An 11,956-nucleotide genomic window follows, 5' to 3' on the forward strand; every position below is an offset into this window, starting at 1 on the left:
GTCTCCTTCATCGTTTTTTAAATATGCGCTTCGAGCAAGCGAGCCAGATGTTGCTCGGAGCTACCCAACAACAAATCGTTGTTGAACACCCGTTTCGCCAGATGGCTGATGGGGGTTTCATCTTGGAAACCTATCGCGCCATGCAGCTGCAACACATCCAACGCAATACGGCGCCCTGCAACCCCTGCGAGATATTTCAATTTGCTGGCCTGGCGCCAGCGCTCGGCCGGCGTGTGACGCGGCTCCTGGTCCAAGATGCATTCCAAATAACAGTGGGCTTTGTGCCATTGCCTGAACAGATCCGCCAAGCGATGCTGAAGCACCTGGAAATCTGCCAATGGCCGTGAGAATTGCTTGCGCGTACCCAGGTAATCCGCCGTTTGCCGCAGGGCCAGGCGACAGATGCCAATGCTCTCCGCACACAAAGCCAGGTTGGCGAGACTGCGGGTGTCCTGCAGCGCCAGAGCCACGTGCTCGCCCTTGGCAAGCAGTTGCTGCTCAGTGACGACTATGCTTTTTGCCTTGATGGAGAATGCCGGCCGTCCATCATGTAAACGATAGGCTTGCAAACTGCCCTCGTCTGCGCAGCGTTGCAGATCCTCCGGCGACAAGCAGAACAGCAACGGATCTGTGCTGCCTTGCTCACAGGCGATCAGCAGCAAGCCTGCCCCGACAGGGCTGCCCATGACAAGCGGCGCCTGCACCGACAGTTGCCAGCCCTCGCCTGCTTTCAAGCACACGGCATCAGGTACATCGCCGTCTTCCAGCCATACCGCGAACTTGCTTTCACCCGTGCTCAAAGCCAGCAGCATTGCGTCAATGTGCGGCTGCGGCGCCAGCATCTGCAAAAAATGCAAAGGCAACAGGTGCTGCCACAGCACCGGCTCTAGCAGCAGCGACTCAGCCAACACGGCGTTGACTCGAATAAGGTCCGCCATCGGCCGCCCAAGCCCCTCCAGGCGCTCAGGCAGCCCCATCGTCAGGACACCAAAATCCGACATCGCAGCGACTATGGAGCCTTCGCTGGCGAGGGTCAGTTCTTTTTGCCGCAGCTCGAAGCTGTGATTTTTTTGCAGCCAGTGGTTCAGGGAGTCCAGCAGCATCGCCAGCTCTGGCGCTAGCCGGGACTCGGACACCTGGTGCAATGGCGTCCGTTGCTGCAACAAGGTCTTGGCCACAATGCCCAGCTGAATCTCGGTGGAGCCCCCTGCCAGCGAGCTGCCGCGATAGCGCCAAAAACCCAACGCAGCATTGCCATCCACGGCCTCTGGATATTCGGCCGGCAGCCCCTGCAGCGCCTCGGCATTCAAGCGCAGGGCCAAGTTGCCACGCAGATCCATGTCGAGCAAATGGATGTCTTGGAGCAACTCAATACCATCGAGCTTGAGCAACGAGGCTTCGAGTGAAGGGCTGCCGCCGGCTTCCGCCAAGGCGATCGCAGGTTTCCAACAAGACTCCAGTGCTTCGCCACGAATCTGGAGCGCAGCCAAGCGGCTGCACAAAAAACTGGTGTTCAGATGGGAGCGGCCTGATGCAAGGCGCCTGTCCATATTGGCCTGCAGCTTCGCCAGAGCGGCTTTGCACTCCGCCACTCGTGCCACAAACAATCTCTCGATGACCAGCAGCCCCTTGGCAATAGCCCAGCCGCCGTTGACCTCGCCCACCAACTGATCTGCAGGCACCTGCACATTGTCGAAAAATATCTGTACATGAAACGGCGCGCCATGCATGTATTGGATGGGGCGCACCGTGACGCCTGGGGCTGTCAAATCCACCAAAAATACCGATATGCCCTCTTGTTTCTTGGCTGAGTCAAAATGGCTACGCGCCAAGACGATGGCCCAATTGGCCCAATGGCCCAGGCTTTGCCAAATCTTGCTGCCGTTCAACACCCATGTCTGGTCAGCCCAAACAGCGGAGGTTTTCAGCGCTGCCAGGTCCGATCCGGCCTCCGGCTCCGAATAGCCTTGCGCCCAATAGTCTTCAAAGCTCAGCATGCGGCCCAAAAAGCGTTCGCACTGCTCGGCCGTGCCAAAGCGCATCAAGGTTGGGCCAATCGTATCGATACCCAGGTTCTCGGCATGCGGAGCATCGCTTGCGGCCAGCTCCTCTTTGAAGATGGCTTGCTCGCCCAGCGACCAGCCGGTGCCGCCATAGCGCTGCGGCCAAGAAGGCGCTGCCCAGCCTTTTTGATGCAGTATTTGCTGCCAGCGCTTGGCCTGTTCACGCGTTACCAGCGCATGAGAGCGGGTGGAAGCCTTGATGTCCTCTGGCACAGCAGATGCCAGAAACTGGCGTACTTCTTGGCGAAATTTCTCAAGATGCAGGGAGTTATCGGTCATGTTGAACAGCTCAGGTAACTAATCACGAAGTCCACGGCACTTGCCCATCAACGCTGGTCAGAGGGCCAACGGGGAGCGCGCTTCTCCACAAAAGCAGCCATGCCTTCGTGGGCGTCTTCGGTGCCGGCTACGTTGCCGAAATGCTCGACGGCTGACGCCACGCCGCGGCGGTATTCCACGTCGACCGCTTTGTAGAAGGCCTGGCGCCCCAGCCGCATGACCAAGGGCGATTTGGCGGCCAGTTGCTGGGCAATGGCGCGGGCGCGCTCCATAACCTGGGCTTCAGGCACTACCTCGTTCACCAAACCCAGCTGCAAAGCCTCCGCCGCGCCAAAACTGCGCCCAGTAAACAGCAGCTCAAACGCCCGGTGGCGGCCGATGATGCGCGGCAGATGGGTGTAGTGGATGGCGGGCGTCACGCCCACGTCGATCTCGGGGTAGCCAAAGCTGGCGTCGTCTGCCGCCACCAGCATGTCGCAGGAAACGGCCAGCGTCATGCCACCGCCACGCGCCGTTCCATTGACGGCGGCAATGGACGGCTTGCCCAGCCGCGCCTGCGCATCGAACAGGCCGAGATAAAGCTTTTCCACCAATTGCAGCTTTTTCTCGAAGCTGGCGTTGCCCATTTCGCTCAGGTGCAGGCCGGCACAAAAGCGGCGCGGCACGGCGCTGCCCAGAATCACGGCTTTCACGGCCGGATCGCTGCCCGCTTGCGCCAAGAGCGCCAGCAGGCGGTCCATCAGCGCTTCGGTGATGGCGTTGACGGGTGGGCAGTCGAGCAGAATCTCTGCCACCTGGTTGCGAACTTCGTAGTGGATGCTTGCGGTTGTCATGGTTCTTTCCTCTGGGTTCAAGCCTGGGCGTCAGTTTGGCTATGCTCGTTTTGCACCACCACCCGCTGCTGCAAAAACTCGGCAATCTGCGCTTCGCTGTAACCTGCATCGCGCAAGATGTCCTTCGTGTGTTGGCCCAGCAAAGGTGGCGCACTGCGCTGGGCACGCGGTTGCTGGTCAAAGCTGATGGGCAGGTTCACGCTGGGCATGTTGCCCAGGCTGGCGTGCTGCGAAAAACCCACCACCTGGCGCGCAGCAATTTGCGGGTGCTCCAGCGCCTGCTGCAGGTTGTTGATGGGCGCACAAGGCACGCCCACGGCCTGCAAGGCTTGCACCCAATGGGCCACCGGCTGCTGGGCAATCACTTGCTGCACCAGCGCTACCGTCTCGGCAAAGTGGGCTACGCGGTCGGCATTGCGGGCAAAACGCGGGTCGTCCACATACTGCGACAAGCCGGCCACGGGGCAGAACTTTTTCCACTGGCTATCGTTGCCAACGCCCACCATGACCGGGCCGTCGGAAGCCATGAAAACCTGGTACGGCGCCATGGCCGGGTGGCCGGTGCCCATGCGCTGCGGCAGCTGGCCCGAGCACCAGAAGTTTTGCGCCAAGTAGCCCATCAAGCCCATGGCCGTGTCCAGCAACGACACCTCAACATAGACGCCGCGACCGGTTTGCGAACGCTCGATCACCGCCGCCAATACGCCGCTGAAAGCCATCATGCCGGTGCCCAGATCGACGGGCGAGAAAGTGGCGCGCACCATGGGGCCGCCCTCTTCGCCCATGACGCTGACCATGCCGCTGAAGGCTTGCAGCATCACGTCGTACCCCGGCTCCTTGCCCAGCGGGCCTTCCCGGCCATAGCCCGATATTTCGCAATAAATCAGGCGCGGGTTCAGCGCTGACAAGCTGGCGTAATCCACGCCCAGTTTTTGCGCCGTGCCAGCGCCAAAACCTTGCAGCACGATATCGGCGTCCTGCACCAGGCGCTGCACGATGGCCCGGCCCTCAGCGGTTTTCAGATCCAGCGCAATGCTGCGCTTGTTGTGGTTCACCGCCAAAAACGTGGCCGATTCGCCTTGTTTTTGCGGCAGCCAGCCCCGCGTGTCGTCGCCCAGCCCCACAGGCTCTACCTTGGTCACATCGGCCCCCAGATTGCCCAGGTACTGGCCACACAAGGGCCCGGCGAGCACCTTGCTCAAATCCACCACTTTCAAACCGCGTAAGGCTTGCATCACTCTTCCTTTTCCTTATCACCAAGCGCCTGGCGCCATCAAACCGGCTGGATATTGATCTCTTTGCCCAACGCCTGCCAATGCGCTGTGTCCTGCAGCACAAAGCTGTGCACCTGGTCGGGAGCAATCGCCAAAGCCTCGGCGCCACGCGCCTGCAGTGCGTCCACGTATTCCTGGTTCTGCAAGCAGGCGTAGAGCGCCTTGCGCAAGGCATCAACCACGGGCGCCGGCGTTTTGGCGCTGATTTGCAACGACAGCCAGAACTTCAATGCCACATCGGGGTAACCGCATTCCTTCATCGTCGGCACGTCTTTGAGCAGCGGCGAGCGCTGCGCCGAGGCAATCGCCAAGCCTTTGAGCTTGCCGCCGTTGATCAGTCCGACCGAGGTTGTCATGCTGTCGAACAGGCAATCCACATTGCCGGCCATCACATCCGCACTGGCCGGCGCACTGCCTTTGTACGGCACTTGCACCGCTTCAATGCCGGCGTTTTTCAGCAGCAGCGAGGTGTAGATATGCGGCGAGCTGCCAGGGCCAAAGGTGGCATAGCTCAGCTTGCCCGGCTCTTTTTTGGCCAGAGCCACCAGGTCTTGCAGCGACTGCACGCCCAATTTGCTGGGGTGGACCACCATCACGTTGGGCACCACCGAGCCAATGCCCAGGGTCACAAAATCTTTGCTCGGGCTGTAGCGCAGGCTCGGGTACAGCAAGGGATTGATGGCCTGCATGCCCACGGTGTTGAGCAAGATGGTGTTGCCATCGGCCGGCGCATCGGCCACCAATTGCGCGCCCAGGTTGCCGTTGGCGCCGGGTTTGTTGTCGACGATCACGGTCTGGTCGAGCACCTTGGCCAGGTGCAAAGCCACCAGGCGGCCGGTGAAATCACCCGGGCCGCCTGGCGCAAATGGCACCACGATCCGAATGGTGGGCCCACTGGCGCGGGCTGGCAGAGCGGCCGTCATCAGGGCAGCGCCCGTGCCCAGCAAAGCTTGGCGGCGATTGAGGTTCAGCATGCAGGTCTCCTGTCGTTTTATTTGGGTTAGCGAACCTCCACTGTGCGCAACGGTGCTATAAAGGTCAAAGACGGAATTTTGATGCTAGGTATATAAACTTCTTATGGCTACCGACCTGCGCAGCCTGCGCTGCTTACTGGCCGTGTGCGCCACCGGCTCCATATCGCGCGCTGCCGAACACATGCACATTGCCCAGCCGGCCATGAGCTTGCAAATCAAGAACCTGGAAGAAGACCTGGGCGTGCAACTCTTCGCGCGCAGCGCCCAAGGTGTGCAGGCCACCGAAGCAGGCAAGCGCCTGGCCCTGCATGCGCAGCAACTGCTGGGCGCATTCGATCTGGCTTTGCAAGATGTGCGCCAGCTGCAAGCCACGCCTTCGGGCCGAGTCAGCATCGGTTTGCCGCAATCCATGTCCAAACTGCTGACCGTGCCACTGCTCAACGCCGCCCTGGCGCGCTGGCCGCAAGTGCAGTTGCAAATTGTGGAGATGAGCACCGGCTATATCCCGGAGCAACTGCTGCAATCGCATATCGACCTGGGTATCACCTTTGCCGAACACAGCAACCCGGCGCTGCGCTACGAGCCACTGGCACAAGAAAAGCTGGTACTGATCACCCCGCCCGGCCCCACGGGCCGCAGCCGCAAAACGCCGCGCAAGCTGCAACCAATCCAGTTTTCAGCACTCGCCGATGTGCCGCTGGTGCTGCCCGCGCCCGAGCATGGTTTGCGCATGCTGCTGGAGAGCTACGCTGCCGCCAACCGGCTCAAGCTGCGCCCGATTGCCGAGGTCAACACCATCCAGCAACTGATCGACGTGGTCGCCAGTGGCGTGGGCTGCAGCCTGCTGTCTTATGCCGCCGTAGTGCAAGAAGTTCAGCAAGGTCTGCTGGCCGCTGTCGATGTGGTGGGCCCGGAGATATCGCGCCCGGTCTTTGTGGCCAGCCGGGCGACTACAGCGCCTTCCATCGCCACATCCAGCCTGAGCCATTTGCTGCGCGAGCTGGCGCAGCAACTGATTGCGGATGGACGCTGGCCGGCACGCTATGGCGGCTGATGCCTGCCGGGCTACACCGAATGACCAACTGACGACACCAGCGAATTTTGATCAATCGAACGAACACTTCGCATTCGCCAACACCCGATTACTGTATTCAACCCCTTCGATGGCGTACTTTGTCTCGCCAGGATCGGTGTAGCCCTTTCGGGCATAAAATTTTTGCGCTCTGTGGTTGCCGCTCCAGACCGTGAGCCAGACAGAGCGCGCGTCTGCATCTTGGGCCAACTGCTCAGCGGCGCGCAATAAGCGACCACCTACTCCCTGGCCCTGCATGGCAGGCTGCACATACAGCCGAATCAGCTCGGCTCCAACAAGGGTGCCAGCAGGAGAGGCTTGGGCCTCTGTGTGCAGTTCAGCGAATCCCAGCAAAGCATCACCCCGCTTTGCCAACAGAAATCGGCGCTTTGCTTCGCACAGCCGACACTCGAATGCCTGCGTGCAGTACTCGCGTAGCGCTTCCCTCGCCAGTTCGGGGCGAATGCCTTCCGTCGCATAGGTATCCAGAAAAACCTGTATCGCCAGCGCCGAGATTGTGGCAGCGTCACCTGCTTGTCCGGCGCAAAGCTCGATGGTTTGTGTCATGGCTGCAAGCGTAGCTGATTTCGCGTGAACCGCGTTCGACAAATACATGGCCAGACGAGACCTGGAACTGCGCAGGCTGTTGTCGTCGACTTCCAAGCCCACACTCAGACCATCAATTGGTCTAGGTGAATGAAAACCAGAATGGATGTCGAATAGCAAGATGAATAGATATTTCCTCATCAGCACAACCGGACATCATCAAATTTGCCTGAGTGCGAGCAACTGATCACCAAGCGCAATGCCTTATCCGGCGCAGCCTGCAGGCCCTGGCAGGGTAGCAGTCAAACGCTTGGCGATGCAGAACCCAACGCCAACGCTGCATCAGGCGTGAATAGATAGATGCATAGATACTTGCCGCTTTTCAAGCATCAACGCGGCGAAGCGGGCGAAAGACATTCCCGCTCACAACTGACTGAAAGGCTCCTACAAGCCCTCCATGGGCGGCCCTACAGCCCCAAACCGCTGAATGCGCGACAGTTAGCACCATGGGTCATGCGCAGCTGCAAACTAGCGGTTTTCAGTTGCCGGCCCACGCCAACACGGTGTCTTGCGACGCCTAATTTCTGTGATCTGACTGTTTTGAGGAACCCATCATGAACCTGCGTCTCCTTATCTCTACCGCGGCCTGCGCTGCCGCATTCGGCCTGGTCGGCTGTTCCAGCAACCCCACCAACCAGCAAGTGGGCACCGGCGTGGGCGCTGTAGCCGGTGGTGTGGTGGGCAACGCAGTGTTTGGCGGCACCTTGGGAACGGTGGGTGGCGCTGCGGCTGGTGCGCTGATTGGCAACGAAGTGGGTAAAAGCAAGGACTGATCACGCCCGCCAGTGACGGGCTGCTGAGCCAGCCCGCTTGCCCCCAAGAGCACCTCCCTGCGATGGCAGCGGAGGTTTTTTGTTTTTGTGAGACACCGATTACCGAGCAGCAGCCAAGTACATGGCATGGAACGTATGCAGATCCAACGATCTGCTTGGCAGCCCCCCAGTGATTCTCAACCGACCCTAGTCCTGCTTCGCCAAGCGCTTGGCATCCATGTGCTCTGCAACTTCCTGAACTTCCGCAAATTGCTTGCGGAACACCAGCGGTGCGTCAATCCCTGGAATTGGTGCCTGCGGATTACCCGCTCCTGCAACCACTACCGAGCCGAAGTTAAAGATACGTCCAAGCACCCCTTGGTCTACCTGGATACTTTCAATCCGTTGAAGCTTTATCTCCACGGTGTTTCTACGGATCAGCCCAAACTTTGCAATCACTCGCTTATTGGTGATGGCTAACTCTGTTGTTAGAACCCGTAACACGGCACGCGTAATAAACCATACACCTAGTAGAAACAGCAACCAGATAACTACATTTCCTGCACCACCACCAAGCACTCCAACGCCTGCCAGCAGCAGAAAAATACTCCCTGTCACCAAGGACGGCAGTACACTTAACCAACTAACCTTTGCGCGAAATTCGACGCGCTCACCGACCGATAACGAACTCTCGACATAAGACGCCATAGTTACCTCCTGGGCGCATTCTAGGGGTAATCTCAACAAAAAATCACGCCTTCATGCAAAGCAAGAAAAGCACTACAAACTCACAACCGCAACACTACACAGATAGTTTTAAAATTTGTACTACTACAGCACATCGCGGCACCAAAAAATTTCCAACAAGCCATTCTCCAAACTTGGACAAAACGCTCAATCAAGGGCAAACACATACAAAATATAAAACACCCAGCACCCTCGTATCACATGCATCTGCAGAAATGGAATTTGATGCAAATACAGCAATCGCGGCAGGATCGCAGGACACCAACAGCAAGGTGTATGCAAAGCATACGAATGAATAAAACAGATTCACCTCAAAAGAGCTGGCGCCAAGTCCAATCCTCTCCGTTTTGGATGTACATCAAACAGCACATGGACCACCATCCTCTTAGTAGTACTAGTTTTATGTTTTTTCCGCAGTGCAGCTAATAATCCATGCATGTTTAAACCAACCCGCCGTCGAAACGTCGTCACTTCTGTGCAAAAAGCAGAGGCAGATACGCTTTTGAGCCTGTGGAGAGAGCGCCATAGGCGTACACAGGCAGAATTTGCCGAATACTTTGGCTTGGGCAGCCAGGCCAATGTTGGACACTACCTGCACGGCCGTACAGCGTTGAATTTAAAGGCAGCTGTAGCATTCTCTGAAGAACTGGACTGCCTGCTTAGTGACTTTGCACCGTCACTCATTCCGCAAGCCAACGCCTGGGTGGAACTATCGGCAAGCTTGAGCAAAAAACGTAATGAATGGCCTTTGCTTGATGTAGCTCAAATCCCCAGTCATCCGCAAAATACGGACGCAAGTCTTTCAGCATTGAAAATCCAGAACAAGCCTGGCTCAATACAAAAACAAGAAGCTCTTCATATACCCCAATTCGATACAAACGACTACAGGAGCACGAACGGACTCGTTCTTGCAGATCAGCCCGGGACAATCACCAATTGGGGCGTTACTACAGAATGGGCAAATAAAAACCTGCCCCCCTTCACCTCGTTTCAAAATCTCGCCATCGTCACCGGCTTTGGGGATAGCATGCTTGGCATGTTCAACCCTGGCGATCCCTTGCTAGTCGACAAGGGCGTTACCAGATGCGACGTAGATGGCGTCTATTTCTTCAGTGTGGATGGGGAGGGATTCATTAAAAGACTTCAGAGAATACCCGGCGAGGGAATTCTCGTTATCAGTGAAAATAAAAAGTACCGCGATTGGACAATCAAACCACGGATGAGGCTCACTGTATTTGCCAAAGTACTTATCGCTTGGGAAGGTAAACGGTACTAGAAGCTGAAATTATGGAATCTTATGAAAAACCACTAAACATCTGCAGCAGCCTCAACATTTTTTCCCATTTCAATAAATAGGATGTCCTATCGGGGACCTCTCAAAACCCCTGAATTTTCAAAAAGTCGATTCGCAACCCATTGATTTCATTGAGGCGAATTTGTCAAAAGTGAGGTTTTGAGAGGTTCCCTATTGTCTATTTTTCAGGTCACGCTTTATAGCAGTCTTCAGTTGCCGCATGGGGCGATGGGATCCGCTGTTAATGTAATTGCTTGTCTGCGTCGCAATTCAATACTCCGGCAAATTCAGTGCAGGGTCCGTAGAATAAAAACAGCGATCGTGCTCAGCAGCAGTTGAGACTTAGGACTGCTTCTTCACCATGGCGAGCAAGCATTCAGCACGAAATTTTCTGCTTGCTGCGCACCAGGTCTTCCGGCTGACACACCGTGTCAGACAAGGCAGACAATCAGTTCAGACAATCGCTAACTCACATCTGATTTCTCCAGAAATATGATGGCATTCCCGCTAAGCACTGGCGGTTCAGCAAGCATTTTTTCGGAGAGACAGGATGAATAGCGATCAAGTCAAAGGCTCGATCAAAGAAGCCGTGGGCAAAGTACAGCAGAAAGTGAGCGAGTTGATCGACAGCCCGGAGCAGCAGGCCAAGGGCCTGGTCAAGCAGGTGGAAGGCGAAGCCCAGCAAGCCGTGGGTGAAGCCAAGAAGCTTGTCGAAGATGCGGCCAAAGCCATCAAGAGCTAAGCCCAAGCGCGGCGGGACTGAACCATGCACCACCAACTGGCATCCATTGCCGAATGCTCAGCAGGTGCTGGCGTGGCCATTGGGGCCAGGCAGAGCATCTGCACACTGACAACACCGCGTGGTTCAGCCCGGTCCCTCCCAGCGGCAACTCGCCGTATTTCCCCAACGATGTAAGCCCAGCCAGTGATTACCGAATGCATCATGTTTAACGACACCCACCTGTCCCCTGGCCGCCATGGCCAAGACAGCCTGCACTTTCAGCAAGAACTGCTGGTGCAGGAGCTGGCCCGCCTGCTCTTGCTCCCGCCCATGCTCCAAGAGCTGCAACGCGTTCGCATGCAAGCCATAGACCAGTTCGTCTCGCAGATGTACCTGCATACGGCTTTGCAAAAGCAGCTGGAGCAGCAACGCGCCAAGCAGCATTGAGCCAGCTTCAGGCGCTACAAACACCTACCATTCACCCAAGGCCCAACTGCTGGCCACGGCAAAGTATTCGCGCAGCCAGCCGTTGAAGCGCGTCAGGCGCGGCGTGGGTGCGGCAACGCCAATCGGTTGCGTATAGCCTTGTTGCTTGGCAGTGCGCAAGGCGCGCCACAGGTGGAAATCGCTGCTGACAATGGCGATGGGCTGGTTCAAATCCACGCCACGCGCTTGCAGCAGCGGTTTGCTCAGTTCCAGATTCAGTTCGGTACTGGTGCTGGCTTCTTCCAGCACCAAAGCGGCTGGCTGCATGCCGTGCCGCTCGGCCAGGTAGCGCGCCATCACGCTGCCTTCGCTTTCCTTCTCGCCAAAATCCACGCCACCGCTCACGGCCACCAAAGCCTTCGGTTGCAGTTGTGCCAGTTGCGCAGCGGTATCCAGGCGCATGGCCAAAGCTGGGCGCGGCTGGCCGTCTTGCGTTCCGCTGCCCAGCACCACCATGGCTACTACCGGTGGCACATCAGCCGGCGCTTTGCCCACCTGGGCAATCACGCTCCACAACCAGGCCACGCTGGCCGCCCACAACACCAGGCCGAGCCAAAACAGGCGCCACAACCAGGTGCGCGCAGAACTGGCTTTGCGCCAGCGCTGTACTGCCGGCCAGCGCCAGGTGAGCAACCAACCGCCCACACCCAAAACCACCGGCACAACGACGCCCAGGTGCAAATGGCCGGCGCTCAATGGCGCCAGCCCCAACGCCAGCAATACAGTGGCCAGCAACGCCAGCCCGCTTCGCAACCACATCATCCGCCCCCACTTTCTTTTAACAAGCAGCGCCAGCCCATACAAAAACGGCATCTGCGCGTTTGCACAGATGCCGTTGCGGCTAAAAGCAGGCGG

13 protein-coding genes are annotated in these 11,956 nt (G+C 57.8%); 6 read left to right on the forward strand and 7 right to left on the reverse strand.

The annotated features are described in order from the left end of the window. Positions 1–17 precede the first annotated feature (17 nt). The 4 genes from ACFIQF_RS09535 to ACFIQF_RS09550 are packed head-to-tail and all read right to left on the reverse strand — an operon-like array spanning position 18 to position 5,420. Entirely contained in the window at positions 18–2,342 is a 2,325-nt protein-coding gene (locus ACFIQF_RS09535; RefSeq protein ID WP_393942273.1) for an acyl-CoA dehydrogenase family protein, read from the reverse strand. Positions 2,343–2,389: 47 nt separating this feature from the next. Continuing rightward, a complete protein-coding gene (locus tag ACFIQF_RS09540; RefSeq protein ID WP_393942275.1) occupies positions 2,390–3,175 on the reverse strand; it encodes an enoyl-CoA hydratase/isomerase family protein in 786 nt (261 codons plus the stop codon). A 17-nt stretch (positions 3,176–3,192) separates the two neighbouring features. Continuing rightward, the gene (locus ACFIQF_RS09545; RefSeq protein ID WP_393942277.1) at positions 3,193–4,410 is read right to left on the reverse strand and encodes a CaiB/BaiF CoA transferase family protein; all 1,218 of its coding nucleotides are present in this window, start codon (positions 4,408–4,410) and stop codon (positions 3,193–3,195) included. 38 nt (positions 4,411–4,448) lie between these two features. Continuing rightward, positions 4,449–5,420, reverse strand: coding sequence for a Bug family tripartite tricarboxylate transporter substrate binding protein (locus ACFIQF_RS09550; protein WP_393942628.1), 972 nt, complete (start codon positions 5,418–5,420; stop codon positions 4,449–4,451). Between the two features lie 106 nt (positions 5,421–5,526). Between ACFIQF_RS09550 and ACFIQF_RS09555 the strand changes: the two genes are divergently transcribed. Beyond that, positions 5,527–6,477: a LysR family transcriptional regulator gene (locus ACFIQF_RS09555; protein ID WP_393942278.1), complete on the forward strand. Its 951-nt coding sequence runs from the start codon at positions 5,527–5,529 to the stop codon at positions 6,475–6,477. Positions 6,478–6,528: 51 nt separating this feature from the next. Here ACFIQF_RS09555 and ACFIQF_RS09560 read toward each other — a convergent pair whose 3' ends face one another. Then, positions 6,529–7,158, reverse strand: a complete 630-nt coding sequence (locus ACFIQF_RS09560; RefSeq protein ID WP_393942280.1) for a GNAT family N-acetyltransferase — start codon at positions 7,156–7,158, stop codon at positions 6,529–6,531. A gap of 497 nt (positions 7,159–7,655) precedes the next feature. Between ACFIQF_RS09560 and ACFIQF_RS09565 the strand changes: the two genes are divergently transcribed. Next, positions 7,656–7,874 carry a YMGG-like glycine zipper-containing protein gene (locus ACFIQF_RS09565; protein WP_393942282.1) on the forward strand — a complete coding sequence of 73 codons (219 nt, stop codon included), beginning with the start codon at positions 7,656–7,658 and terminating at the stop codon, positions 7,872–7,874. A gap of 186 nt (positions 7,875–8,060) precedes the next feature. Here the strand turns inward: ACFIQF_RS09565 and ACFIQF_RS09570 are convergent, their stop codons facing one another. Further along, entirely contained in the window at positions 8,061–8,561 is a 501-nt protein-coding gene (locus tag ACFIQF_RS09570) for a PH domain-containing protein (RefSeq protein WP_393942284.1), read from the reverse strand. 53 nt (positions 8,562–8,614) lie between these two features. On the opposite strand from ACFIQF_RS09570, the gene ACFIQF_RS09575 reads away from it, so the two are divergent. The 4 genes from ACFIQF_RS09575 (at position 8,615) to ACFIQF_RS09590 (ending at position 11,062) form a co-directional block, all read left to right on the forward strand. Continuing rightward, positions 8,615–8,899 carry a hypothetical protein gene (locus ACFIQF_RS09575; protein WP_393942286.1) on the forward strand — a complete coding sequence of 95 codons (285 nt, stop codon included), beginning with the start codon at positions 8,615–8,617 and terminating at the stop codon, positions 8,897–8,899. 137 nt (positions 8,900–9,036) lie between these two features. Beyond that, entirely contained in the window at positions 9,037–9,876 is an 840-nt protein-coding gene (locus tag ACFIQF_RS09580) for a LexA family transcriptional regulator (RefSeq protein ID WP_393942288.1), read from the forward strand. 568 nt (positions 9,877–10,444) lie between these two features. Further along, complete coding sequence (locus tag ACFIQF_RS09585) at positions 10,445–10,636, forward strand: CsbD family protein (RefSeq protein WP_393942289.1); 192 nt, start codon at positions 10,445–10,447, stop codon at positions 10,634–10,636. A gap of 201 nt (positions 10,637–10,837) precedes the next feature. Then, complete coding sequence (locus ACFIQF_RS09590) at positions 10,838–11,062, forward strand: hypothetical protein (RefSeq protein WP_393942291.1); 225 nt, start codon at positions 10,838–10,840, stop codon at positions 11,060–11,062. Between the two features lie 24 nt (positions 11,063–11,086). Here the strand turns inward: ACFIQF_RS09590 and ACFIQF_RS09595 are convergent, their stop codons facing one another. Then, on the reverse strand, positions 11,087–11,863 hold the full coding sequence (locus ACFIQF_RS09595) for a YdcF family protein (RefSeq protein ID WP_393942294.1): 777 nt from the start codon (positions 11,861–11,863) through the stop codon (positions 11,087–11,089). Positions 11,864–11,956: the final 93 nt, after the last annotated feature.

The sequence above is a fragment of the Comamonas trifloxystrobinivorans genome (assembly GCF_043359985.1).
Lineage (GTDB): Bacteria > Pseudomonadota > Gammaproteobacteria > Burkholderiales > Burkholderiaceae_C > Comamonas > Comamonas trifloxystrobinivorans.